Genomic DNA, 22,862 nt, shown 5'->3' with positions numbered 1-22,862 from the left:
TCGCCGAACGCATAGCGGTGGTTATGGGTCCCGGCCTTCGCCGGGACGACAGTCATCGCTGCAGCAGCATGCTCAGTTCGAGATCGCGGAACGTGGTGTAGTTCTTCCGGATCCACTGATGCAGCTCGGTCGATGAGTCCCTCTCCTGGCGCAGATAGCCGGTGAACGAGAAGGTCAGCCGGTCGATATAGGTCTTCAGGAACACCGGCAGCGCCCGGAAGCGCAGCACCCGGCTGGCGGTCATGACGGGCGGCAGCTCGCCGCGCACCACGAATTCATTGTCGATCACGATGAGCGCGTTCGGCGGGATCATGCCCTGCAGCGTCTGGTAGCCGTGCACCGAGGCGCGGTCGGTATCGGCGACATAGAGGATCACCGGCGAGACGCGGCGGCGCAGCGCCTCCTTCATCAGCCCGATCTGGTCGCACATCCTAAAGAATTCGTCGAAGGCGTGATAACCGAGGTCGATCACCTTGCCGATGCCGTCATTGACGATGACGCGGTCCATCAGCTGCATCTTGCCGTAGGTGTCGATCACATCGGCGGTTTCCGTGATCCGCGGCAGGTAGTCGAGCAGCGACGGCTCCTTCAGGTTGATGTCGTAGCAGACGACATCGCCGTTCTTGAGCAGCAGGAATTCGCCGAGCAGCCGCGCGATCAGCGTCTTGCCGACCTGCGGGCGGGGCGAGCAGATGATGTAAACGGGCGTGGACGACATCGCCCGCTATATCAGGCCAAATTTTCGCCTAATCCAGCCCCATCGCCGCCTTGCGCGCGACTTTTTTCGCGTCCCCGGGCGCGACTCTTTCGCTGCGGCCGGGCGCGACTTTCGGTCGCCTTTGCGCGCGACTATTTTTCGCCCTTGGCCGCCTTGGCGCCGACCAGGTCGGTCAGCTTGATCCGGTCGAACTCGCTCCAGACGTTCGCAAGCCAGTGCCGGACATAGCCGCGCAGCACGAAGGAGTAGTTCGCGGCGTCGTCGTTGATGCCCTTGTTGGCAACGAATTTCAGGAACGGAACCGAGGAGACCTCGACCTGCTCGTAGGCCATTTCGTTGAGCTTGGGGATGGTGAGGTCCACGGCATCCTTGATGCGGTGGAAGTACGAATTGTAGGTGGCCTGGTCCCACTGGAAGAACTGGGTGTCGTTGATGAAGTTCTTCACCAGGAAATACTTCGCGCCGCTCATGAAGTTGGCGGTCTCGGCGATCTCGTCCAGCGAGGCGATCGACGGGCCCAGGATGTGGAACACGGCGAAGGTGATCTGGCCGGAGCGCGCCGCGTCGAGGAAGCCGATATCGCGCAGCGAGGCCAGCGCGGGCGACAACAGGCCGGCGCGGACGTCGATCACGGTGACCGAGGAACCGGCGTTCAGCGTATCGAAGATTTTCATCTGGTCCGCGGTCGTCGTCATGTCGACGATCTCGGTGATGTCGGGATGGAAGCGCTTCAGCGTGCCGCGCGGCGACTCGGTGTCGAACGCCCGGGTCTGCACATTGTTGGCACTGAAATAGTCCAGGAGCGTCCGCGAGACGGTGGTCTTGCCGACCCCGCCCTTGTCAGCGCCCACCACGATCACAACCGGCTTTGCCATGGAAGTCCCTTAAAGCGCGCTCCCGACCGCGATGGCGATCGGCAAGTCCCCACACTGCTTTGGGCGCGAACATGGCAGAAACGAGGGAGAATTCAATTCCTTAAGGTGCCCACATTGGGTTTGGTAGGGATTTCCTTAATGGACTGAGTGGCCTAGGGCACGATCAGCGGCGCCGGCCCCAAGGGCCTTGAAGCGGTCCCTGGAGCGGGCCCTGCAAAGGACCCAGCGGTCCCAATGGTCCCTGTGCGGGGCTGGTGCCCGGCAGCGGCGGCGGATTGTTCGGTTGTGCGGGCGGCGTGTCACCCCACGGGCCATGGGGTACCGGCGGGGGCTGGTCGCCTGCCATGGAAGGCTGGTCCTGCGTTCCCGTCTCCTCCGATGTCTCATCCGGCAGGGCCAGCGGTCCGGGGTCGTGGCCGCCGGCAAATTTCACCAGGGCATCGACCCGGGATTTCACCGACGGATGGGTGGCAAACAGGTCGGCAAAACCCTCGCGCGGATTGTCGACGCAGAGTTCCATCACCGCCGAGGTGGCGCCCGGCAACTCGCCGCGGTTCTCGATCTTGCGCAGCGCCGAGATCATCGCATCGGGATTCTTGGTCAGCTCCACCGATCCGGCATCGGCGAGAAATTCGCGCGATCGCGACAGCGCGAGCTTGACCACCTGCGACAGCAGCCAGGCCAGCATGATCAGAGCGACCGCGATGATGATCACGATGATCGCGCCGCCGCCCGAGCTCTTGCTGTCGCGGTCCGACGAGGACGACGACGATCGGGAGGATGACGAGGACGACCAGCCACCTCCGCCGCCGCCGCTCCACGACAGATTTGTGAACAGGCGGAAGAACAGCTCGCCGAAGAAGCCGACCACGCCGGCGATGATCACGGCGACCACCATCAGCTGTACGTCGCCGTTCTTGATATGGGTGAGCTCGTGGCCGAGCACGGCCTCGATCTCCTGGTCATCAAGCGCCTTCAGGAGACCCGTGGTGACCGTGATGGAATATTGCCGCGAGTTTAGTCCGGTCGCGAACGCGTTCAGCGCCGGGCTGTCCATCACCTTCAGCTTCGGCATCGGGATGCCGCGCGAGATGCAGAGGTTTTCCAAGAGATTGTAGAGCCGCGGCTGCTGCTGCCGCGTCACGCTTTCGCCGCCGGTGACGGCGTCGATCATCTTCTGGTGAAAGAAATAGGCGATCACGATCCAGGCCACCGCCGCGATCGTCGCCCATGGGAAGGCCGAGACCAGATCGCGCGAGGCATGGGTCAGATAGTAGTCGGCCGTGCGGCCACTATCGATCATCACCTCCGCGACCAGCGCGCCGGCATACACCAGCACGTAGATCAGCAGGAACAGGCCGGCAAGCAACAGCATCGAACGAAACTTGTTCGATGCGATATGCGTGTAGAGACCATAGGCGGCCATGACTAACCATCGTCATTCCGGGGCACGCCAACGGCGTGAACCCGGAATCCAGAGGTTTCTTGGTCGATCGAGACTCCGGGTTCGATGCTTTGCATCGCCCCGGAATGACAGAGCTGGCTGGATGCCATGCTGATCAGAACTTCACGCTCGGTGCCGCCTCGACCTCCGTGCGGCTGGCGCCGAGGTCGAAGAAATCCTTGCGGGTGAAGCCGAACATGCCGGCGAACAGCGCGGCCGGCATCTGCTGGATGCCGGTGTTGTATTCCTGGACCGCGTTGTTGAAGAAGCGGCGGCTGGCGGCGATCTTGTTCTCGAGGTCGGAAAGCTCGGAGGCAAGCTGCTGGAAATTGGCGTTGGCCTTGAGGTCCGGATAGGCCTCCGACAGCGCGATCAGCCGGCCGAGCGCGCCGGAGAGCTGGTTCTCCGCCGCCGAGACCTGGGCCGGGCCCTGTGCCGAGATCGCCGAGTTGCGTGCCTTGATGACGTCGTCGAGCGTGCCGCGCTCATGTGCGGCATAGCCCTTCACGGTCTCGACCAGGTTCGGGATCAGATCGTGGCGCTGCTTGAGCTGCACATCGATGTCGGCAAAGGCCTGGCTGACGCGCTGGCCGAGCGCGACAAGCCGGTTGTAGGCGCCGAACGCAAACAGCACGAGAAGGACGATGACGCCGATAACGATCCAGCTGGTCGACATGGCAGGGCAGCTCCTGATGGACGAGACGGCGGCACCGTAGCCCAAGATCGGGGCGCAGGGCAGCCCGCCGCGAAAAGGTGGGCATGAGTTGGTCGGCCGGTCCCCCGGATAGGTTCAACTCGAAGCTGACCAGCGCTCGGCCGCAGGCGCTTGGCCGACCCTACTTTGCAGGGGTATTCCAGTCGCTGCAGACAATTCCGCGGCGAGCCGACTGGCTTCGTCCAGCGACCACGATTGCACCGGAATCCTGTGCCTGCCGCCCCGCTTGAAGTCGACAATCACGTCGGTGCGGGACCAGCTCCACTGGCCCACCGTATCCGTATACGTCAGGATTCCGACTTCACTGCATTCGTCGAACGAGCAGTGCTCAATGACTTCGGTCCGCAGCACGACGCCGGTCCATCGCAGCGCTAAGGATCTTACGATCGTCATTCTCCGGTCATGCGGATCGATCCGGACGGTCCATCGCCGGACGACGCCGAGAACGACGATGCAGCCGAGCAATATGAGTATTGCGAATGTCCGGGCTTGATCTGCGGAAGGATCGATCGTCTTCCTAATGATGACCGCGAGTGCGGAAATTGCGACGGCGATAGTCCATAGCCCCCATCGTAGGCCAATGCCGTCCGACACGAACACGATTGTCTTGGATGATCCGCTGGGCTCGTGCTGAGCCATGATGGCTACGTTCCGTTCAACCGGCTGCGTTGGCAGGATCTGCAACTTGGCATTGCGGCAGGAGATGCTCAAGGACAGACGCGATTATCAGCCGGTCGCGTCGCCCCAGCGCCAGCGCCGGGCCCGGGCGTAATCGGCCTTCGCGCGCCGCGGCACTTTTGTAACAACAACGCCCTCGGGCGTGCAGAGCTTGGCCGCGACCTCGACCTTGCCGACATCCGGTTGCGCCAGCACCCGCGATAGCCGGTTCTCAACGCGCGCGCGGCTCAGCGCGACATAGGCGAAGCGCTCGTCCTCGAACGGCGCATCGGCGCCCTTGACCTGCTTGTGGGCGCGCGAGCGTTGCAGGCGCTGCGAGAAATGGCACCAGTCGGGCGCGACCAGCGGGCAGCCACCGTCATGCGGGCAGGGGGCTATGACATGCGCGCCGGCGGCGATCAAGCGTGCGCGCAGTGCGATGATCCGCGCATAGCCCGCTGGCGTGCCGGGTTCGACGACCAATAGCGTGTCGCGCGCTTTGGACCACAGCGCATCGGCCAGTGCTCCGCGCTCGGCTTCGCCGAGTTCGCCGATCATGTAGCTGGCAACGACGAGGTCGGCCGGATCGGCCTTGTCCAGCAAGGCGCGGGCCTGGCCGAGTTGGTAGCTGGTGTCGTGCAGGCGTGCGGTGCGTTGAAAAAGCTCCTGCGCCAGCGTTCTCAACGCGCCATTGGCATCGAGCAGGGTGAAGCCCCGCAGCGACGTGAACGTCTCGGAGGCCGCCCAGGTCGCGGTCCCGGGGCCGGCGCCGACATCGAGCAGGCTCGCCGGCGCGAAGTCCGGCCGGATCTCTGTCAGTGCATTGAGGCTCGCCACCACGGCCGCATAGGTTGCGGGCATCCGTGCCAGCGCATAGGCCAGCGCATCGGTCTCGGTCCGGATCGTCCCGGAGCCGCCGCCCTCGCGGTAGGTCTGTGAGATGATCGCCGCGCGACCGGCCGCGTCGTTGCGCGACAGGCCTTCGAGCCTGGCGTTGAGGGCGGCACGCAGTTCAGCGGGGAGATCGGGCGAGGTCATCCGCCATACTATCGCACGTCATTGCGAGCGGAGCGAAGCAATCCATCGCGCCGCTTGTGGAGGCGTGGATTGCTTCGTCGCTGTCGCGCCTCGCAATGACGGGGCCGAGAGGCCTCGCCTCAAGTCCGAGGTGCTTCGACGTAGCGTTACGCCACGTTCTGGTCGAGGATATCGACCGCGCCCTGCAGGTCGACCGACACCAGCTGCGACACGCCGCGCTCGGCCATGGTGACGCCGAACAGGCGGTTCATCCGCGCCATCGTGATCGGATTGTGCGTGATGATGATGAAGCGGGTTTCGGTCGACGACGTCATCTCGTTCAGCAGGGTGCAGAACCGTTCGACGTTGTGGTCGTCGAGCGGCGCGTCGACTTCGTCCAGCACGCAGATCGGCGACGGGTTGGTCAGGAACACTGCGAAGATCAGTGCGAGCGCCGTCAGCGCCTGCTCACCGCCTGACAGCAGCGACAGCGTCTGCGGCTTCTTGCCGGGCGGCTTGGCGATGATCTCGAGGCCGGCCTCGAGCGGATCGTCGCTCTCGATCAGATGCAACGCGGCCTCGCCGCCGCCGAACAGCTCGGTGAACAGCCGCTTGAAGTGGTTGTTGACGGTCTCGAACGAGGTCAGCAGGCGCTCGCGCGCTTCGCGGTTGAGGCTCTGGATACCCTGCCGCAGCCGCTTGATCGCCTCGACCAGGTCGTCGCGCTCGGTGGTCAGCGCAGTGTGCTGGGTCTCGACTTCCTTCAACTCTTCCTCGGCGCGCAGATTGACCGCGCCCAGGCGCTCGCGGTCGCGGCGCAGCTTTTCGAGTTCTTCCTCGACCTGCGCGACCGGCGGCAGCTCCGCGCCGGGCTCGATCTCGGCGAGTCCCACGACCGCCGGCGGCTCGACCTCGAGCATGTCGTGGATCTCGCGCTCGATATCGGCGAGGCGGCGGCGGGTGCCTTCCATGCGTTCTTCGGCGCGCGCGGTTGCCTCACGGGAATAGGAGAGGGCTTCGAGCGTAGCCTTGGCCACACGATCGGTTTCCGCCATCGCGGCTTCCGCGGTCGCCAGCGCATCGGCGGCGATCCGGCGATCGCCCTCGGCGTGCTCGATCTCCGTGATCAGCGCGCTGCGCTTCTCGGCGAACACTTCCGGCGCGTTGGCCAGTTCCTCGCGCTCGGCCGACACCTCGGCGATGCGCTCTTCGATGGTCCCGACCTGCGAGGCGGCGCTGGTCTTGCGGCTCTGCCACTCGTTGCGTTCGGCAACGATGGCCTGCACGCGGCGGTCGGCGAGTTCGGCCTCGCGGGCGAGCGCCTGCGCCTCGGCGCGGACTTGCGCCGCGGCACGGCGCTGGTTGTCGATCTCGGCGCGAACCGCGGCGAGCTGGGCTTCGGTCTCCACGCCCGGCGGCAGTTCGGACAGCGCGGCAACTGCGTTCTCATGGGCCGCTTCGGCTTCGGCGCGGTCGGCGGCGACGCGGCTGTGCGCCTCGGTCAGCGCCGATTTGCGCGCAGAGTGGCGATTGATCTCGCGTTCGGTCGCGGCATGGCGCTCACGGGCGGCGTCGGTTTCGCGGCGGGCGGCACGCACGGCTTCGCGCGAGGCACCCTCGGCGGCGGATGCCGAGCGCAATTCTTCTTCAGCCGTCTCCAGCGCCTGGCGCTTGGCGGCGGCATCGATGCGGGCCTGTTCCAGCTCATGCTCGATATCGACGAGGCGGGCGCGCTCGGCGAGGCGGCGGGCCGCGCCGGTCGGGGCATGGGCGTCGGCGACGAAGCCGTCCCAGCGCCAGACATCGCCTTCGAGCGACACCAGCCGCTGGCCGGTCCTCAGCTGCGACACCAGCGCGGCGCCGCGTTCCTTGGCCACCACGCCGATCTGGGCCAGACGTCGCGCCAGTTCCGGCGGCGCCTGAACGTGATCGGCCAGCCGTTCGACGCCATCCGGCAGCGCGGGGTCGCCCGCGGCTTCGCCGACATTGGTCCAGCGCATCGGCGCAGACGAATCCACGGGCGCGTCGAGGTCGTCGCCGAGCACGGCGCCGATCGCCTTTTCGTAGCCCTTGGCGACCGTGATGCCGTCGATGATCGGCGGCCACAGATTCTTGGTCTCGCTGGTGACGAGCTTGGAGATGGTGCGGGCTTCGGTCTCGAGCCGCTGCACGCGCTTCTCGGCCTCGGCGAGCGGATTACGGGAGGATTCCAGCGTCTGCCGTGCGGCGGCGTGATGCGCCTCGCTCTCCTGCACGGCCGCCTCGGACTCGGCGAGCGTCTGCTGCGCCATCTCCATGGCGGCGGCGAGCGCGTCGATGTCACCGAGATTGCCGGTCTCCTGCGCGAGCTTGGTTTCCTCGGCCTGGACGTTGGCGATCTCCTGATCGAGCCGGGTCAGCCGGTCGCGATGCGTGCGCACGCCGGCTTCGAGCTGGTTGCGCTTGGCGGTGAGGTCGGCGAGCTGCGTGGTCAGCTCGCTGAACTGGCGCTCGGTCGCGGCCAGGATCTCCTCGGCCTCGGAGACGCGCTCGTCGACGCCGGAGCGCTTCTCGACGCGCGACTTGATCTCTTCCTTCAGCTCGGCGTCTTCGGTGTCGAGCCGCTGCAACGCGATGTCGGCATCGGAGGTCTGCTGCTGCTCGCGCGCGATATCCTGGGCGAACTGGGTGAGGCGGCGATCGAGCTCGCCGACGCGTTCCTTGGCGCGCTGTTCCTCGCGGTCGAGCATCTCGCGCGCATTGGTCAGGCGCTGCAGGCCGGCGGCGGCGCGCGCCTCGGCATCGCGCAGCGCCGGCAGCTCGGTGGCACGGATCGCCTGGATACGCGCGGCTTCCGCTTGATGCTGGGTGCGCTCCGCCATCTCGCGCACGGCGAGATCATGCGTCCGCCCGGCGTCGTTGACGTCGGCATTGGCCCCGATCCAGCGCAGATGGAACAGCATGGCCTCGGATTTGCGTACCTTGGCCGCGACCTCGCGGTAACGAATCGCCTGGCGGGCCTGCTTCTTCAGGCCTTCCATCTGGCCGGTGAGCTGGCCGATCACGTCCTCGACGCGGGTGAGGTTGGTTTCGGCCGCCTTCAGCCGCAGTTCCGCCTCGTGGCGGCGGGCATGCAGGCCGGCGACGCCGGCGGCGTCTTCCAGCACGCGGCGGCGCTGCTCGGGCTTGGCCTGAATGATCTCGCCGATCTTGCCCTGGTGGACCAGTGCCGGCGACCGCGCGCCGGTGGCGGCGTCGGCGAACAGGATCTGGACGTCGCGGGCGCGCACGTCGCGGCCGTTGATGCGGTAGACCGAGCCGGCCTCGCGCTCGATGCGGCGGGAGATTTCGAGCAACTGGCTGTCGTTGACAGCGGCCGGCGCCGAGCGATCGGAATTGTCGATCGTCATCACGACTTCGGCGTGGTTGCGCGCCGGGCGGTTGCCGGAACCGGCGAAGATCACCGCATCCATGTCGGCGGCGCGCAGCGACTTGTGCGAGGTCTCGCCCATCGCCCAGCGCAGCGCTTCGACCAGATTGGATTTGCCGCAGCCGTTCGGTCCGACGACGCCGGTCAGGCCCGGCTCGATCATGAAATCGGTGGGTTCAACGAACGACTTGAAACCGTGCAGGCGGAGGCGCGTGAGCTTCATGTACACAAATCTCGTTTGGCCGGGCGCGAATCTCCCTGCCGTGACAATACCATGGTTGGCAATGTCGGTGTCTGGGGTGAATAGCTGCGTGCAGCTCTCATGAGCGGCGACAATGGCGATGCGAGTGCGTCAGGGCAACCGCTTGACCAAGCTTTTCCCAAGGGATTTGCAGGGGTTTTGTGGCCCCTGCATGTCCTCCAAGATTCGCATCGCGCGAATCAGGTTTTCAACAACCAAATTATGCGACGGCCGCATGCCGTGATCGCAAATCATCCACAATTATCGTGCCGCGACTCGAACGCGGGCACGACGACGTCGGATTCGCGGGCGCGTGATCAGCTCTTCAGCAGCGGATCGATGTGCTTGCTGAACTCCTCGAACGAGGTCTCGCCCTTCAGCATCTCGCCATTGACGAAGAAGGTCGGCGTCGAGTTCACCTTCAGCACGTCGTTGGCGTATTTCTGGTCGGCGGCGATCTTGTCGAGCAGCGTCTGATCCTTCAGGCAGTCCTCGACCTGCTGCTGGCTGAGGCCGGCCTGTTTGCCGATCCGCGTCAGCGTCTCGGTGGTGTTCTTGACCACCCAGTCGTTCTGCTGGCGGAACAGCAGGTCGATCACGGCGAAGAACTTCGGTGCGTCGTCCTTGGCGATGCAGCGCGCCAGCATCGAGCCGGCGGCGGCCTTGATGTCGAGCGGGAATTCGCGGAACACGTAGCGGACCTTGCCCGAGTCGATGTAGGTCGACTTGATCTTCGGGAACACGGTCTCGTTGAAATTGGCGCAGTGCGGGCAGGTCATCGAGGCGTATTCGATGATGGTCACCTTGGCGTCCGCCGGGCCGAGCCCCATGTCCGGCAGCGACTGCGGCTTGGCGACCTCGGCGGCGGTCTGCGCGAACGCGTCCGTGATCAGGCGCAGCGGCGACAGCCCGGCGAGAGCGGCAAGCCCGGTCAGCGAGAGAGCGGTGGTGAAAGCGCGGCGCGTGATGATCAAGGTCAGCTCCCGGATTGGCGCATTCACGCCAGAATGAAGGGGGTCCCGAAAAGAAGCCTTCGCTAGCTTGAAACGACCATTGTGGCAATGCCGGGGTCTTGCGGCCGTGCCTGCGAAAAGCGTCAATTTCGCTTGATCAAGGCACCCAGCCGGGCCAGCGCGGCGCGCAGATCATCGTCCTCAACGGCCGCAAGATTTGCCGCCTCCCGGGCCACGGCTTTGGCGTCGGGCGGGCGCGGCCGGGTCGGGGGGGCGCGGCGCGAAAGCGGCGCCTGCCGGATCGTCAGGCGGCCGACCGCGTGCCAGCCGAAGAAGCGGTTCACCCGCTCCAGGATGACGTCGGAGGAGTGCTGGATTTCCAGCGCCATCGGCCCCTCGACCCGCAGCACCAGCGTGGCCGGCTCCTGCGGCTGCCCCTCGACCGGCCGAGGCCACTGGATCTTCAGCGGCTCGCAATAGGCCGCGATCCGCTCGCCGGCGATCTCGGTCCAGCGCGTCACCAGTTCGCGAGCGGCAAAGCCCTGCTTGGCATAGGCGTCGGTGAAGACGTCGCTGAGCAGGATCGACAGGGGCTTTGCGCTGATCGGGCCGGGTCTGGGCATGGGTAGGGTTATAGCATCCCGCAATTCGTGTGAGGAACGTTCCTGCCGTCATGGTCGGGCTTGGCCGTCCGAAGGAGGGCGTCGCTTCCGCTCGCCTATGTCCCGGCCATACACGCCTTTGTTTCCCCGGACAAAGAAAGACGTGGATGCCCGGGTCAAGCCCGCCCATGACGGGGCAAGATTTGTCCTAAAGTAACATCATGAGCTCTCGCGCGGCCGCCAAAACCAAACCGACCGACCAGCAAGCCGACCGTCCGGCACGGCTGCTTGCCTGGTATGACCGGCATCGCCGGCGGCTGCCGTGGCGCGCGGAGGCGGGGGCGCGGGCCAATCCGTACCGTGTCTGGCTGTCCGAGATCATGCTGCAGCAGACCACCGTCCGGGCGGTCGGACCGTATTTCGAGAAGTTCCTGTCGCGCTGGCCCGATGTGTCAGCGCTCGGCCGCGCCTCGCTCGACGATGTCCTCAGGATGTGGGCCGGGCTCGGCTACTATTCACGGGCGCGCAACCTGCACGCCTGCGCGGTTGCGGTGATGAACGACCATGGCGGGGTCTTCCCGGACACCGAGGAGGGCCTGCGCGCGCTGCCCGGCATCGGGCCCTACACCGCGGCGGCGATCGCCGCGATCGCCTTCGACCGCCGCACCATGCCGGTCGACGGCAATATCGAGCGGGTGGTCAGCAGGCTCTACGCCATCGAAGAGGCGCTGCCGCAGGCCAAGCCGCTGATCAAGGAGATGGCGGCGACATTGCTCGTCCCGGCTCGCGCGGGCGACGAGAACTCTCGCGCCGGGGACAGTGCTCAGGCCTTGATGGATCTCGGCGCCACCATCTGCACGCCGAAGAAGCCGGCTTGTGCATTGTGTCCGTTGAATGACGATTGCGCAGGCCGTGCCCGCGGCGACCAGGAGACGTTCCCGCGCAAGGTGCCGAAGAAGACCGGCACGCTGCGCCGCGGCGCCGCCTTCGTGGTGACGCGGGGCGGCGAGCTTTTGGTGCGCTCGCGCCCGGAAAAGGGCCTGCTCGGCGGCATGACCGAAGTGCCGGGATCGCAATGGCTGGCCGGGCAGGTGGATGCCGCCGCGCTGGCGCAGGCGCCGGAGCTCAAGGGCGTCATGCGCTGGCACCGCAAGACCGGCGTGGTCACGCATGTGTTCACGCACTTTCCGCTCGAGCTCGTGGTCTACACGGCCAGCGTGCCGCAACGCACCCGCGCGCCGGCCGGCATGCGCTGGGTGCCGGTGGCGACGCTGGATGGCGAGGCGTTTCCCAACGTGATGCGCAAGGCCATCGCGCACGGGCTGGATCTCTAGGGGGCGACCTGCTGACACCATGCTGGCAGCAGGTCTCGGCTACGACGTCCAAAACGGAGGCCGCCATGATCGCAACCGCACTCGACCGCATCCCGATGCCGCCAGTCGCAAAGCTGCTGGGTTGGCGTGTGGCTGACGCACGTCCGCAGGACGGCTGGATCAGGATCGTGTTCGACGGCAAGCCGGACTTCTGCAATCCGGCCGGCTTCATCCAGGGCGGCATGTTGTCTTCGATGCTCGACGACACGATGGGGCCGGCGGTGTTCATCATGACCGAGGGCAGGCTGTTCACCACGACCATCACGATGACCGTCAATTTTCTCGCACCGGCGAAGCCCGGACCGATCACCGGCGAGGCGACCGTGACGCAGCTCGGCAAGACCATCGCCTTCGTCGAGGGCCGGCTGACCGCCGCGGATGGCACATTGCTTGCGACGGCGAGCAGCAGCATTCGGCTGGTCGAGGCGGCGCGGGCGCTGCGGTGATGCTGCGCGCGCTACAGCCAGTCCCGTCACCCTGAGGAGGCTGCGTAGCGACCATCTCGAAGGGTCGACGGTCACCAGACGAGCCGTTCATCCTTCGAGACGCCGCTTCGCGGCTCCTCAGGATGACGGGATATTGAGCTGCTTCAAGTCATGCAGCGCTTACGCACCCGTCCGTTGCACGATCGGCGGCTTGGCGTTCAGCCCCTCGACCTGGAAGCCGGCGACGCGCTTGTAGTTGGCGGCGATGTCTTCCAGTTCCTGCTGTGACAGCACCTCGGTGACGACGCCAAAGCCGTTGGGTGCGCGCTCCTCGACCAGCTGCATCACCTGCTCCGGGCCGTTGCGGCGGTTCAGCATCACGAGGTCGGTCGTCGCCGGGCGCCGTTCGGCCTCATAGGCTGACAGCGCCGCCTGCGTCGGGCCATGCGCCAAAATCTCGCGCGTCAGCGTGCGCGCATCCAAAATCGCCTGCGAGGCGCCGTTGGAGCCGATCGGGTACATCGGATGCGCGGCGTCGCCCATCAGCGTGACGCGGCCGAAGGTCCATTGCGGGATCGGATCGCGATCGACCAGCGGATATTCGTAGGCATGCGGACAGTTGCGGATCAGGCCGGGCACGTCGAGCCAGTCGAAATTCCAGTTCTCGAACCACGGCAGGAACTCGTCGAGCTTTGCGGTGCGGTTATAGTCCTCGCGGCGCCACTGATAGGTCGGCGGCATGTGCCGCTCGGCGACCCAGTTGATGTCGAACTTGCCGTCGGCGCCGGCCTCCTTCGAGATCGGATAGCAGACGAATTTCAGGATCTCGTGGCCGGCCATGATCATGGTGCGGCCGGTCAGGAAGGCATCGCCGCGGGTGATGCCGCGCCACAGGATGCGGCCGTTCCAGATCGGCGGACCTTCCTGCGGATAGAGTTTTTCGCGCACCGCCGAATGGATGCCGTCGGCGGCGATCAGGACCGCGCCGTCATAGCTGCCGGCGGGCTTGCCGGTCGCCTTGTCGATGAAGTCGGCGCGGACGCCGTCGGTGGTCTCGGTCCAGCCGGTGAGATGATGGCTGGTCAGGATGTTCGCAGCGCCCAGCCGCTCGGTCGCGGCATCGAGCAGCAGCTGCTGCAACCGGCCGCGATGGATGGAGAACTGCGGCCATTTATAGCCGGCCTCGAGCCCGCGCGGCTCGCTCCAGATCGGCTTGCCGTGCTTGGAGAAATAGGCGAGCTCGCGCGTGCGCACCGCTGATGCGTCGAGCACATCGTGCAGGCCGAGCTCGATCAATTCGCGCACCGCATGCGGCAGCACGTTGATGCCGACGCCGAGCGGCCTCAGCTCGGGCACGCTCTCAAAGACGCGACAGGGCACGCCGATCTGGTGCAGGCTGAGCGCCAGCGTCAGCCCGCCAATTCCGCCACCTGCAATCAGCACAGTCATGAAAAGCCCTCTCGATTGGCCATGGTCATCGCATGGCGGCCCCGCTGCGGGCAAGGTCCGCGGCGCCGCGCGGGGTGGACGGCAAGGGGTGCTGCGGCTAACGTCCGCTGCATCTCATAACAAGCCAGGCCGGGTTCGCAACGAACCGACAAGGCCCGCAGAGGACAACGACATGCTCAAGCTCTACACCGCCCCCGGCACCTGCGCGCTCGCGTCCCACATCGCACTGGCCGAGGCCGGCGCGCCCTATTCGGTCGAGCGGCTCGATTTCAAGGTCAACCAGCAGAACAGCCCGGAATATCTGAAGATCAATCCGAAGGGCCGGGTGCCGTCGCTGGTGACCGACCACGGCGTGCTCACCGAGACGCCGGCGATGCTGGCCTACATCGCGCAGACCTATCCGCAGGCGAAGCTCGCGCCGCTCGACGACGCCTTCGCATTCGCGAAGCTGCAGGCCTTCAATTCCTACCTCTGCTCGACCGTGCATGTCTGCCACGCCCACAAGATGCGCGGCGCGCGCTGGGCAACCCAGGAGACGTCGTTCGCCGACATGAAGGCGATGGTCCCGAAGACCATGGCCGCCTGCTTCAACCTGATCGAGCGCGACATGCTGAAGGGCCCGTGGGTGATGGGCGAGGACTATACGGTCGGCGACGCCTATCTCTACACGCTCGCGCTCTGGCTCGATGGCGACGGCGTCGACATCGCGACCCTGCCCAAGGTGAAGGCGCATCGCGCCGCGATGGAGCAACGGCCGGCGGTGCAGAAGGTACTCGCCGAGCAGAAGGTGTAAGGCCGCTAATAATTCGGTGTCGTCCCGGCGAAGGCCGGGACCCATAACCCCGAGTTTTGGTTGTGGTACGACGCTGGGGCCGCCGCCGTGCTCGATAGCGAACGGCGGTGGTGATGGGTCCCGGCCTTCGCCGGGACGACGTGTGGAGAGAGCGTGCTGTCACGCCTTCCGCGTCTCGAGCTCACGTCCGGTCTCCAGCATCAGCCGGCGCAGCCAGATCGAACCGGGATCCATCTGGGCCCGTGTCGGATAGAACATATGCTGCTCGTCGATCCCGGGATCGAGCGGCGGCGTCACCGTCACCAGCGATAGTTGTTTTGCCAGCGCAGAGATCAGCCGGCGCGGCACGAAGGCGACGAGGTCGGTGCGCGCGGTGACGTGCAGCGCCTCGATATAGCCCGGCACCACCAGCGCGATCCGCCGCTGGATGCCCTTGGCGCGCAGCCAGGTATCGATCAGATCCTCGTTATGACCGCGGATGATCACCGCGACATGCCGCGCCGCGAGGAACGCTTCGCGCTTCCTGAGCCTGGCGCCGGCGGGATGGCCGCGCCGCACTGCCAGCGCATCGATGTCGGTGTAGAGCCGCTGGCGGTGAAACCCCTTGAAGGAATTGCCGATCGAGATCACGAGATCGATGGTGCGGGCAAAGTCGGGCGTGAAGATCGTCGAGCTCCGCCACGGCACGACGTCGATGGTGACGTTCGGCGCCAGCTGCGTCACCTTCTCCATCAGCGGCGGCATCAGCAACTCGACGGCGAGGTCGGGCATCATCAGGCGGAAATGCCGCTCGCTGCGCGCCGGGTCGAAATCGTCGGAGACGAACAGCGTGCGCACCTGGTCGAGCGCCTGCGCCAGCGGTGAACGCAGCGCCTGCGCCCGCGGCGTCAGCTCCATCCGCGCGCCGTTGCGCACCAAGAGCGGATCGCCGATCAGGTCGCGCAGCCGCTGCAACGCGTGGCTGGTCGCCGGCTGCGACAGGTTGAGCCGCATCGCGGCGCGGCTGACATTGGCATCGCGCAGCAGGGCGTCGAGTGCGACCAGCAGATTGAGGTCAAGCGAATTCAAATTCATCAGGTGAATATATATCATACCACCTATCGATTGGAAGAATGTGCGCCGGCGCCGCATGATCCGCAGGCAAGGCGATCTCACGCGAAGCCAACAGCGCGTCGCGTGAGGAAATGCCTGGAATCAGAGCCAATCCATTGCAAGGAGACGCGCCATGAGCGCAGCCGACAACAAGAAACTGGTGCAGGAGATATTCGCGATCGCAGGCGATCCCGATCCCGCGGTGCGCGAGAAATCGCTGCTGGTGGCCAATCTCGCCGACGATGCGATCTGGACCGTGACCGGGCAATATTCCTGGTCGCACACCTTCACCGGCAAGCAATCGATCATGAACGACCTGCACGGCCACGTCCGCTCCAGGCTGGTCGAGCGCGGCCGCACCATCGCCCATCGCTTCATCGCCGACGGCGACATCGTCGCGGTCGAGGCCAAGGGCAACAACCTCACCAAGGAAGGTCAGCGCTACGACAACGACTATTGCCTGGTGTTTCGCTTCGACGGCGGCCGGATCAAGGAAATCCGGGAATATTGCGACTCGGTGCTGACCGAGGAGGCGCTCGGTCCGTTTCCGGCGGCCGCGGTTCGCGCGGCGAGTTGAAGCACTGACGGCCGCAGTCGCGGCAGCGCCGGCCTGGATCCGGCAGTGGCGTGAGAACCGGCGCGCATGGCGGCAACTTGCCGCCATGAGTGAACGCGAACTGCAGGACATCGGCGTCTGCCGCGCCGACATCGCCCATCATGGCCGGCACGACAACGGCAAGTACTGGCCGCCGTAAGTTGCATGCGAAAATGCGCAGGGTGGGCAACGCGTCAGCGCGCCCACCCTGCGCAGCGTCGTGGGATGGTTTACGCCACCTTGGACTTGAGGTGGCCGAACATGATGTCGCGGGCTGAGTCGTCCATCTCCGCCTTGAAGGTGTGCTTGTCCTTCAGCGCGATCGCGCGCGCCGCCGCCGGCCGGGCCGAGATCTCGTCGACCAGCCGCTTCACGTTCGGATATTTGGCGTAGCCTTCCTCGCCGAGAATGAACGGCGCCATCCGCGCCCAGCCCCAGAACGCCATGTCGACGATCGTATAGCTGTCGCCGACCATGTAGCGTGACTTCGCCAAATGATCGTCGAGGATCTTGTAGTGGCGATGCGCCTCGTACTGGTAGCGGTTGTTGGCGTAGTCGAGGTCCTTCGGCGCGAAATGCTTGAAATGCACCGCCTGGCCGGAATACGGACCGAGGCCGGTCGCGATGAACATCAGCCAGGACAGCGTCGCGGCGCGGTTGGCCGGCGTGTTGGCGGGCAGGAACTTGCCGTTCTCCTCGGCGAGGTAGAGCAGGATGGCGTTGCTGTCGAACACCAGCACCCCGTCGTCGTCGATCGCCGGCACCTTGCCGTTCGGATTGACCTTGAGGAATTCCGGCGCGAACTGCTCGCCCTTGCGGGTGTCGACCGGGATCGCCTCGAACGGCAGGCCGGATTCTTCCAGGAACAGGGCAACCTTGTTCGGGTTCGGCGCACCATTGAAATAGAATTTGATCATGAAGGGACTCCCTTGGTTCTTGTGACCGGCGAAATCGGGACGCGGCGGGCGAGGGCCGCTTGGCCCCTCATGCGCAAAATTCGCTGCAATGCGCAAGCGACGAGTTTGTGAATCAGGGTCGCGTGTCGCGCTGGTCAGCCCCAGAAGAAGCCCAGGATACCCGCGACGATCAGCGCAGCGCCCGCGACGTCCAGCACGGCGGCGGAACGGGTCGCGGCGTGCAGGTTGGAAAGCTGCGTCGCGCGCTCCGAGCCGCGGGCATAGCCGTGCACAATGATCTCTTCATTGAACTCGCCATGCGCCTCGAGGGCGAGCGTCAGGCCGACGCAGACCAGCAGGATGCCGAAAATGATCAGGCCGAAGAATCCGAGCAGGCCGATCAGCAGCATCGGAAACATGCCGAGCAGGAAGATCGGCAACAGCGGCACCAGCAGCAAGGTCTCGGATTGTCTTCGCATCGGGCGACCAATCGAAACGGCAAGTGACGAAGGTCAATGTACGCCCGCCGTCGCGGCGCAACAAGGCGGCCCATGTTCAAGACGGCGTCATCTCCGTCATTCCGGGGCGCCGCAAAGCGGCGAGCCCTCAGATGCGCAATTGCGCATCGGGGAATGACGAGGAAGATTAGTCGGCTTGCTCAGCCCACCGCCATCCCGGAGCGGATCTCGGCGCGCAGTTCGTCGATCAGCCTGAGGCCGGTCTTGGTCTCGACGTGCCAGAAGGTCCAGCCGTTGCAGGCGCCGGAGCCTTGCGCGACCGCGCCGATGCGGTGGATCGAGCCGACCTTGTCGCCGAGCATGATGGCGCCGTCGGCGCGCACCAGGGCGCCATGGCGCTTCTTGGCATCGACGAGTTTCGCGCCGGGCACGATCATGCCGCGTTCGATCAGTTCGGAGAATGCCACACGCGGCGCCTCGCGAGCGGTCATGAACGGGGCCAAGGTCTCGGCCGGCAGCGGCTCGATCGCGGCGATGCGGGCTTCGGCGGCGGCGGCATAGGTCCGGTCGCGCTCAAAGCCGATATAGTTGCGGCCGAGTCGTTTGGCGACCGCGCCTGTCGTTCCGGTGCCATTGAACGGATCGATCACGAGATCGCCGGGCTTCGACGACGACAGCAGCACGCGGGCGAGCAGCTGCTCGGGCTTCTGCGTCGGATGGACCTTCTTGCCGTCGTCGCCCTTGAGGCGTTCCTCGCCGGTGCACAGCGGGATCAGCCAGTCGGAGCGCGCCTGCACGTCCTCATTGGACGCCTTCAGCGCTTCGTAATTGAAGGTGTAGCCCTTGGCCTTCTCGTCGCGCGCGGCCCAGATCATGGTCTCGTGCGCGTTGGTGAAGCGGCGGCCGCGGAAATTCGGCATCGGATTGGACTTGCGCCACACGATGTCGTTCAGGAGCCAGAAGCCGAGGTCCTGCATGATCGCGCCGACGCGGAAGATATTGTGATAGGAGCCGATCACCCACAGCGTTGCCGACGGCTTCATCACGCGGCGGCAGGCCAGCAGCCAGGCGCGGGTGAAATCGTCATAGGCAGCGAACGACGAGAACTTGTCCCAGTCGTCGTTGACGGCATCGACATGCGACTCGTCGGGGCGCTTGAGATCGCCCTTGAGCTGCAGATTGTAGGGAGGATCCGCGAAGACCAGGTCGACCGAGCCGGCCTGAAGCTTCGACAACTCGGCCACGCAATCGCCAATGACGATGTGGCTCGACGGGGCACTCTCAAATTTAGTGCGGGGCGCCCTTGCAGACGCCCCGCGACGCGACACTACCATGACTCAAGAACTCTGACTCAGGCGACGCTGTCGGCGACGCGGGACTAAACAACCGACTGGCGTCACATTGACCCGGCAAAGTAAAAATCGACTTAATTGGAAATGTTCATGCAAAAGATTGCAGCATCTTTTGCGCGACATGGCGCAGTGTCGTTTGCGTTGTGCTGCAACATCAGCGCGTTCGGCGAAAAATTTTGCGGATCATCAAACCGGCACGATTCGGCCGGTAAATGGCCGCCGCTTGCAGTGTTCGCGGCCCGAAGGATGCGCGTCTAACGACTAGGCAATTTTTGCCGGGCAGGATATTGATTAACAGAATGGAAATTTTAGGTTGGTGTGTCCCGCATTGGGGCGCCGACCGGAGTGAAGGGAAACCGCCATGCGCTATGATGATTTCCGCCGCAGCGACGATGTCGAAGACCGTCGCGACGACAGCGGCGGCGGCGGTGGTGGCGGCTTCGGGCTTCCGATGGGCGGCGGTGGGCTCGGCATCGGCACGGTCATCGTGCTCGGGCTGCTCGGCTATGCCTTCGGCATCGATCCGCGCATCCTGATCGGCGGTGCCGAGATTCTCACCGGCGGCGGCCAGGCGCCGACCTACCAGACCGATCGCCAGTCGTCGGGCGGGCAGGCCAAGCGCGGCGCGCCGACCGACGAGATGGGCAGCATGATCGCCGGCATCCTCGGCGAGATCGACGATCGCTGGAGCGAGATCTTCCAGGCCTCGGGCCAGACCTACACCGGTCCGAAGATCGTGCTGTTCCGCAACGCCACCAATGGCGGCCGCTGCGGCATGGCGCAGTCGGCGATGGGACCGTTCTACTGCCCGCCGGACAAGACCATCTTCCTCGACACCAATTTCTTCCGCGAGGTCGAGACGCGCTTCCGCGGCTGCTCGGGCAACGCCTGCAAGTTCACCGCGGCCTATATCATCGCGCATGAGGCCGGCCATCACATCCAGAACCTGCTCGGCATCATCCCGCGGGTGAACCGGTTGCAGCAGCAGGCCGGCAGCAAGGCCGAGGCCAACGCGCTTCAGGTCAAGGTCGAGTTGCAGGCCGATTGTCTCTCCGGCGTCTGGGTCAACCGCGAGGAGAAGAAGCGGCCGGGCTTCCTCGAGGCCGGCGACATCGACGCCGCGCTGACCACGGCGAATGCGATCGGCGACGACACGCTGCAACGGCAGGCCACGGGCAGGGTGGTGCCTGATTCCTTCACCCACGGCTCGGCTGCGCAGCGCAAGCAATGGTTCATGACCGGCTACCAGCAGGGCACCGTGCAGGCCTGCAACACGTTCGGTGGGGGATAGCTGGGTTGATTGATTGCCGGGCGTAGCCGCGGTCTCGGTTTACCTCTCCCGCTTGCGGGGGAGGTCGCATCGCATCGTTAGATGCGATGCGGGTGGGGGCTCTCTCCACTATATGACTTGCGGTGACACCCCCACCCCAACCCTCCCCCGCAAGCGGGAGAGGGAGTGAGAGAGCAGGCCATGTCCTCGACCGACGAATCCAAAACCTTCGTCCCGCTCAACATCGCGGTGCTGACGATTTCCGACACCCGCACGCTGGCGGATGACAAATCGGGCACAACGCTGGCCGACCGTCTCACCGCGGCCGGCCACAAGCTCGCGGCACGCGAGATCGTCACCGACGATGTCGAGGCGATTAGGGCTGTGATCCGGCGCTGGACCGCGGACGCGGGCGTCGATGCCGTCATCACCACCGGCGGCACCGGTTTTACCGGCCGCGACGTGACGCCGGAGGCGGTCGAGCCGCTGTTCGAGAAGCGGATGGACGGCTTTTCGATCGCCTTCCACATGCTGAGCCATGCCAAGATCGGGGCATCGACGATCCAGAGCCGCGCCACCGCGGGTGTCGCGGGTGCGACCTTCATCTTCTGCCTGCCCGGTTCGCCCGGCGCCTGCCGCGACGGCTGGGACGGCATTCTGGCCGCGCAACTCGACTACCGCACGCGGCCCTGCAATTTCGTCGAGATCATGCCGCGGCTGGATGAGCACCTGCGCCGCCCGAAGGCGAAAGGCGCGAGCGCGTAGCCACTACCGTCATTCCGGGGCGCGCGAAGCGCGAACCCGGAATCCATTTCGCCGCGGGTTCTGTGGCCGGATGGATTCCGGGCCTGCGCCTGACGGCGCATCCCGGAATGACGGGAATGTGGAGTCCTAAAGCTCCATCTCCCACGTCTCCCCGATCAGGTCGACGCCAAAACTGTGGTGCTTCTCTTCCTTGACCCGCTCAAAGCCGGCGCGCGCATAGATGCCGCGCGCGGCGACCAAGATGCTCTGGGTCCACAGCGTCATCCTCCTGTAGCCCATCTCGCGTGCGGAGCGGATGCATTGCTCGACCAAGGCGCGGCCGACGCCGAGCCCGCGCGCCTTTTCCTCCACCGCCAGCAGCCGTAGCTTGGCAATCCCGTTACCGCCATTGACCAGGAAGACCGAGCCGACCCGCTCGCCGTCAACCTCCGCGATCCAGCAATGCTCGCAGCTCGGATCGAACGATCGCAGAAACTGCGCACAAATCTCGGCCACCAGCGTCTCGTAGCTGATGTCCCAGCCATACTCCTCCGCGTAGGCGCGACCCTGTTGCGAGATCACCCAGCCGATGTCGCCGACGCGGTGACTGCGCAGCAGGAAGGCCGTTGGCTTCTCGGCCGGCGGCTCCAGCGACTGCTCGATCGTGCCCATCGCGCGCACCACCGCTTCGCGGCGGTCGCCGTCCATCTGCTTGAGCAGCGCCCCGACCTCGCTGCGCGAGCGGCGGTCGAGATCGGCGGCAGCAGTGCGGCCCTTCGCGGTGAGCGCCACCTCATTGACGCGCTTGTCGGCCTTTGACGGCTTGCGCGTCACGATCTGGCGGCGCTGCAGCGCTGCCAGCGTGCGGCTGACGAAGCCGGCATCGAGGTCGAGATCGCGCACCAGGTCGGTCGCGGTGCAGTTCTCCCGATGCGCGAGCTCGTAGATGATCCGCGCTTCCTGCAGCGTGAATGTCGAGTGCAAGAGCTTCGGCTCGATGATGCCGAGCTTGCGGGTGTAGAACCGGCTGAAGCCGCGGACCGCGGCAACCTGGCTCTCGAGGGCGGTGTCATGGGAATTTGATTTCATCAAACATATTATTTGACGGAATCAAATAAATGGCAAGTGCTTTCCGGCGCGTTTTCTTCGCGAGAACCGGTGTCTGCTTCGCTTGAATATGCCCTACGCCACCATGATCCGGCTGCGCAGCATGGTGCGAGAGGAGCGGCCGAGCCGGCGCAGCAGCCGCGCCTCGGAGCGGCGGGCGTCCGGCCGGTAGCCGCCGATCCGCTCGTAATGCTCGCGCGCGATCAAGAGGCCCTGTTCGGCCGAGGGTCCGGTGATCATTCGGGCGACGAATTTGAGGCCGTCGCGCAGGCCGGGGTCGCTATAGGGCGCGCGGGCGTAGCGGAAGACGCCGGCGCGGTCCTTGCCGCTCGCCGCCACCATCTGGATGAACTGCGTGGTCTCCTCGATCCAGCCGGCGTCGAGCACCGCTCCCGGATGCAGGAACATCAGCCAGGGCGAACGCGCCTGCCGCGCGCCTGCCGCAAGCGCCGCGGCGCGGGTGCCCTCGAAACGCAGGAAGTGACAGCCGGCGATGTCGGCAACGCGCTCCATCACATCGCTGTTGGTGCGGTCGACCAGCAGCACCTCGCGGATGACGCCGGCGGCCGCACCCGGCACCAGCGCCGCCAATGTTGCGACCGCGGTGCGCTCGACTCCGTCGGTGGGAATGATCACGCTCAGCATGACTTTGAGGCTTCGCTGGCTCAAACAATGGA

The 22,862-nt window shown here is 65.6% G+C and carries 24 protein-coding genes and 1 pseudogene; 9 read left to right on the top strand and 16 right to left on the bottom strand.

Translation table 11 applies throughout. The features are described 5' to 3' along the window. Positions 1 to 52 precede the first annotated feature (52 nt). The 9 genes from ACE103_RS33325 to ACE103_RS33285 all read right to left on the bottom strand — a co-directional run bounded on the left by ACE103_RS33325 (position 53) and on the right by ACE103_RS33285 (position 10,652). Complete coding sequence (locus tag ACE103_RS33325; RefSeq protein WP_375776482.1) at positions 53 to 718, bottom strand: hypothetical protein; 666 nt, start codon at positions 716 to 718, stop codon at positions 53 to 55. 131 nt (positions 719 to 849) lie between these two features. After that, positions 850 to 1,593, bottom strand: coding sequence for a hypothetical protein (locus ACE103_RS33320; RefSeq protein ID WP_092124553.1), 744 nt, complete (start codon positions 1,591 to 1,593; stop codon positions 850 to 852). A gap of 163 nt (positions 1,594 to 1,756) precedes the next feature. Next, positions 1,757 to 3,019 carry a M48 family metallopeptidase gene (locus ACE103_RS33315; protein ID WP_375776481.1) on the bottom strand — a complete coding sequence of 421 codons (1,263 nt, stop codon included), beginning with the start codon at positions 3,017 to 3,019 and terminating at the stop codon, positions 1,757 to 1,759. Between the two features lie 133 nt (positions 3,020 to 3,152). Then, positions 3,153 to 3,713: a LemA family protein gene (locus ACE103_RS33310; protein ID WP_092124555.1), complete on the bottom strand. Its 561-nt coding sequence runs from the start codon at positions 3,711 to 3,713 to the stop codon at positions 3,153 to 3,155. Between the two features lie 114 nt (positions 3,714 to 3,827). Beyond that, entirely contained in the window at positions 3,828 to 4,391 is a 564-nt protein-coding gene (locus tag ACE103_RS33305; RefSeq protein ID WP_375776480.1) for a hypothetical protein, read from the bottom strand. Positions 4,392 to 4,478: 87 nt separating this feature from the next. Next, entirely contained in the window at positions 4,479 to 5,447 is a 969-nt protein-coding gene (locus tag ACE103_RS33300; protein WP_375776479.1) for a small ribosomal subunit Rsm22 family protein, read from the bottom strand. A 146-nt stretch (positions 5,448 to 5,593) separates the two neighbouring features. Continuing rightward, positions 5,594 to 9,058, bottom strand: a complete 3,465-nt coding sequence (gene smc / locus ACE103_RS33295; protein WP_375776478.1) for a chromosome segregation protein SMC — start codon at positions 9,056 to 9,058, stop codon at positions 5,594 to 5,596. A 335-nt stretch (positions 9,059 to 9,393) separates the two neighbouring features. Beyond that, entirely contained in the window at positions 9,394 to 10,050 is a 657-nt protein-coding gene (locus ACE103_RS33290) for a DsbA family protein (RefSeq protein WP_092124558.1), read from the bottom strand. Between the two features lie 122 nt (positions 10,051 to 10,172). Beyond that, positions 10,173 to 10,652 carry a DUF721 domain-containing protein gene (locus tag ACE103_RS33285; protein ID WP_223969396.1) on the bottom strand — a complete coding sequence of 160 codons (480 nt, stop codon included), beginning with the start codon at positions 10,650 to 10,652 and terminating at the stop codon, positions 10,173 to 10,175. A 200-nt stretch (positions 10,653 to 10,852) separates the two neighbouring features. Between ACE103_RS33285 and mutY the strand changes: the two genes are divergently transcribed. Both mutY and ACE103_RS33275 read left to right on the top strand, forming a co-directional pair. Next, a complete protein-coding gene (mutY, locus tag ACE103_RS33280; protein WP_375776477.1) occupies positions 10,853 to 11,965 on the top strand; it encodes an A/G-specific adenine glycosylase in 1,113 nt (370 codons plus the stop codon). A 65-nt stretch (positions 11,966 to 12,030) separates the two neighbouring features. Next, positions 12,031 to 12,450 carry a PaaI family thioesterase gene (locus ACE103_RS33275; RefSeq protein WP_375776476.1) on the top strand — a complete coding sequence of 140 codons (420 nt, stop codon included), beginning with the start codon at positions 12,031 to 12,033 and terminating at the stop codon, positions 12,448 to 12,450. Positions 12,451 to 12,609: 159 nt separating this feature from the next. On the opposite strand, the gene ACE103_RS33270 is transcribed toward ACE103_RS33275, so the two are convergent. Further along, on the bottom strand, positions 12,610 to 13,878 hold the full coding sequence (locus ACE103_RS33270; RefSeq protein ID WP_375776475.1) for a flavin-dependent oxidoreductase: 1,269 nt from the start codon (positions 13,876 to 13,878) through the stop codon (positions 12,610 to 12,612). 172 nt (positions 13,879 to 14,050) lie between these two features. Between ACE103_RS33270 and ACE103_RS33265 the strand changes: the two genes are divergently transcribed. Continuing rightward, positions 14,051 to 14,671: a glutathione S-transferase family protein gene (locus ACE103_RS33265; RefSeq protein WP_375776474.1), complete on the top strand. Its 621-nt coding sequence runs from the start codon at positions 14,051 to 14,053 to the stop codon at positions 14,669 to 14,671. 159 nt (positions 14,672 to 14,830) lie between these two features. Here the strand turns inward: ACE103_RS33265 and ACE103_RS33260 are convergent, their stop codons facing one another. Beyond that, complete coding sequence (locus tag ACE103_RS33260) at positions 14,831 to 15,745, bottom strand: LysR family transcriptional regulator (RefSeq protein ID WP_375776473.1); 915 nt, start codon at positions 15,743 to 15,745, stop codon at positions 14,831 to 14,833. Positions 15,746 to 15,896: 151 nt separating this feature from the next. On the opposite strand from ACE103_RS33260, the gene ACE103_RS33255 reads away from it, so the two are divergent. The 3 genes and pseudogenes from ACE103_RS33255 to ACE103_RS33245 all read left to right on the top strand — a co-directional run bounded on the left by ACE103_RS33255 (position 15,897) and on the right by ACE103_RS33245 (position 16,518). Then, positions 15,897 to 16,340: a nuclear transport factor 2 family protein gene (locus tag ACE103_RS33255; protein ID WP_375776472.1), complete on the top strand. Its 444-nt coding sequence runs from the start codon at positions 15,897 to 15,899 to the stop codon at positions 16,338 to 16,340. 4 nt (positions 16,341 to 16,344) lie between these two features. Continuing rightward, positions 16,345 to 16,425 (top strand): annotated as a pseudogene (locus ACE103_RS33250) (hypothetical protein); the annotation flags it as partial. Beyond that, positions 16,426 to 16,518 (top strand): DUF1127 domain-containing protein, encoded by a 93-nt coding sequence (locus ACE103_RS33245; protein WP_375776471.1) that lies wholly within the window; start codon positions 16,426 to 16,428, stop codon positions 16,516 to 16,518. 70 nt (positions 16,519 to 16,588) lie between these two features. Here ACE103_RS33245 and ACE103_RS33240 read toward each other — a convergent pair whose 3' ends face one another. The 3 genes from ACE103_RS33240 to ACE103_RS33230 form a co-directional block, all read right to left on the bottom strand. Then, positions 16,589 to 17,275: a glutathione S-transferase family protein gene (locus ACE103_RS33240; RefSeq protein ID WP_223969386.1), complete on the bottom strand. Its 687-nt coding sequence runs from the start codon at positions 17,273 to 17,275 to the stop codon at positions 16,589 to 16,591. Between the two features lie 134 nt (positions 17,276 to 17,409). Then, the gene (locus ACE103_RS33235) at positions 17,410 to 17,733 is read right to left on the bottom strand and encodes a hypothetical protein (RefSeq protein WP_375776470.1); all 324 of its coding nucleotides are present in this window, start codon (positions 17,731 to 17,733) and stop codon (positions 17,410 to 17,412) included. A 179-nt stretch (positions 17,734 to 17,912) separates the two neighbouring features. Further along, positions 17,913 to 19,046, bottom strand: coding sequence for a site-specific DNA-methyltransferase (locus ACE103_RS33230; RefSeq protein WP_097672884.1), 1,134 nt, complete (start codon positions 19,044 to 19,046; stop codon positions 17,913 to 17,915). Between the two features lie 108 nt (positions 19,047 to 19,154). Here ACE103_RS33230 and ACE103_RS33225 point away from each other — a divergent pair, with 108 nt between their 5' ends. The 3 genes from ACE103_RS33225 to moaB all read left to right on the top strand — a co-directional run bounded on the left by ACE103_RS33225 (position 19,155) and on the right by moaB (position 21,099). After that, positions 19,155 to 19,322 carry a hypothetical protein gene (locus ACE103_RS33225; RefSeq protein WP_375776469.1) on the top strand — a complete coding sequence of 56 codons (168 nt, stop codon included), beginning with the start codon at positions 19,155 to 19,157 and terminating at the stop codon, positions 19,320 to 19,322. Positions 19,323 to 19,425: 103 nt separating this feature from the next. Continuing rightward, positions 19,426 to 20,355 carry a neutral zinc metallopeptidase gene (locus tag ACE103_RS33220; RefSeq protein WP_375776468.1) on the top strand — a complete coding sequence of 310 codons (930 nt, stop codon included), beginning with the start codon at positions 19,426 to 19,428 and terminating at the stop codon, positions 20,353 to 20,355. Between the two features lie 180 nt (positions 20,356 to 20,535). Beyond that, on the top strand, positions 20,536 to 21,099 hold the full coding sequence (gene moaB / locus ACE103_RS33215) for a molybdenum cofactor biosynthesis protein B (protein WP_375776467.1): 564 nt from the start codon (positions 20,536 to 20,538) through the stop codon (positions 21,097 to 21,099). Positions 21,100 to 21,225: 126 nt separating this feature from the next. On the opposite strand, the gene ACE103_RS33210 is transcribed toward moaB, so the two are convergent. Beyond that, positions 21,226 to 22,167 (bottom strand): GNAT family N-acetyltransferase, encoded by a 942-nt coding sequence (locus ACE103_RS33210; RefSeq protein ID WP_375776466.1) that lies wholly within the window; start codon positions 22,165 to 22,167, stop codon positions 21,226 to 21,228. Between the two features lie 93 nt (positions 22,168 to 22,260). Beyond that, positions 22,261 to 22,830, bottom strand: a complete 570-nt coding sequence (locus tag ACE103_RS33205; RefSeq protein ID WP_375776465.1) for a glycosyl transferase — start codon at positions 22,828 to 22,830, stop codon at positions 22,261 to 22,263. Between the last annotated feature and the right edge of the window lie 32 nt (positions 22,831 to 22,862).

The organism is Bradyrhizobium sp. ma5, from assembly GCF_042258955.1.
GTDB lineage: Bacteria > Pseudomonadota > Alphaproteobacteria > Rhizobiales > Xanthobacteraceae > Bradyrhizobium.
The sequence above is the reverse complement of the archived record's forward strand: the minus strand, read 5'-3'. Positions and strand labels throughout refer to the sequence as shown.

Bases quoted from the DNA above. Each gene is read 5' to 3' on its own strand.
- ACE103_RS33325 (WP_375776482.1), bottom strand. From the start codon at position 718: ATGTCGTCCACGCCCGTTTACATCATCTGCTCGCCCCGCCCGCAGGTC.
- ACE103_RS33320 (WP_092124553.1), bottom strand. From the start codon at position 1,593: ATGGCAAAGCCGGTTGTGATCGTGGTGGGCGCTGACAAGGGCGGGGTC.
- ACE103_RS33315 (WP_375776481.1), bottom strand. From the start codon at position 3,019: ATGGCCGCCTATGGTCTCTACACGCATATCGCATCGAACAAGTTTCGT.
- ACE103_RS33310 (WP_092124555.1), bottom strand. From the start codon at position 3,713: ATGTCGACCAGCTGGATCGTTATCGGCGTCATCGTCCTTCTCGTGCTG.
- ACE103_RS33305 (WP_375776480.1), bottom strand. From the start codon at position 4,391: ATGGCTCAGCACGAGCCCAGCGGATCATCCAAGACAATCGTGTTCGTG.
- ACE103_RS33300 (WP_375776479.1), bottom strand. From the start codon at position 5,447: ATGACCTCGCCCGATCTCCCCGCTGAACTGCGTGCCGCCCTCAACGCC.
- smc (WP_375776478.1), bottom strand. From the start codon at position 9,058: ATGAAGCTCACGCGCCTCCGCCTGCACGGTTTCAAGTCGTTCGTTGAA.
- ACE103_RS33285 (WP_223969396.1), bottom strand. From the start codon at position 10,652: ATGCCCAGACCCGGCCCGATCAGCGCAAAGCCCCTGTCGATCCTGCTC.
- mutY (WP_375776477.1), top strand. From the start codon at position 10,853: ATGAGCTCTCGCGCGGCCGCCAAAACCAAACCGACCGACCAGCAAGCC.
- ACE103_RS33275 (WP_375776476.1), top strand. From the start codon at position 12,031: ATGATCGCAACCGCACTCGACCGCATCCCGATGCCGCCAGTCGCAAAG.
- ACE103_RS33270 (WP_375776475.1), bottom strand. From the start codon at position 13,878: ATGACTGTGCTGATTGCAGGTGGCGGAATTGGCGGGCTGACGCTGGCG.
- ACE103_RS33265 (WP_375776474.1), top strand. From the start codon at position 14,051: ATGCTCAAGCTCTACACCGCCCCCGGCACCTGCGCGCTCGCGTCCCAC.
- ACE103_RS33260 (WP_375776473.1), bottom strand. From the start codon at position 15,745: ATGAATTTGAATTCGCTTGACCTCAATCTGCTGGTCGCACTCGACGCC.
- ACE103_RS33255 (WP_375776472.1), top strand. From the start codon at position 15,897: ATGAGCGCAGCCGACAACAAGAAACTGGTGCAGGAGATATTCGCGATC.
- ACE103_RS33245 (WP_375776471.1), top strand. From the start codon at position 16,426: ATGAGTGAACGCGAACTGCAGGACATCGGCGTCTGCCGCGCCGACATC.
- ACE103_RS33240 (WP_223969386.1), bottom strand. From the start codon at position 17,275: ATGATCAAATTCTATTTCAATGGTGCGCCGAACCCGAACAAGGTTGCC.
- ACE103_RS33235 (WP_375776470.1), bottom strand. From the start codon at position 17,733: ATGCGAAGACAATCCGAGACCTTGCTGCTGGTGCCGCTGTTGCCGATC.
- ACE103_RS33230 (WP_097672884.1), bottom strand. From the start codon at position 19,046: ATGGTAGTGTCGCGTCGCGGGGCGTCTGCAAGGGCGCCCCGCACTAAA.
- ACE103_RS33225 (WP_375776469.1), top strand. From the start codon at position 19,155: ATGCAAAAGATTGCAGCATCTTTTGCGCGACATGGCGCAGTGTCGTTT.
- ACE103_RS33220 (WP_375776468.1), top strand. From the start codon at position 19,426: ATGCGCTATGATGATTTCCGCCGCAGCGACGATGTCGAAGACCGTCGC.
- moaB (WP_375776467.1), top strand. From the start codon at position 20,536: ATGTCCTCGACCGACGAATCCAAAACCTTCGTCCCGCTCAACATCGCG.
- ACE103_RS33210 (WP_375776466.1), bottom strand. From the start codon at position 22,167: ATGAAATCAAATTCCCATGACACCGCCCTCGAGAGCCAGGTTGCCGCG.
- ACE103_RS33205 (WP_375776465.1), bottom strand. From the start codon at position 22,830: ATGCTGAGCGTGATCATTCCCACCGACGGAGTCGAGCGCACCGCGGTC.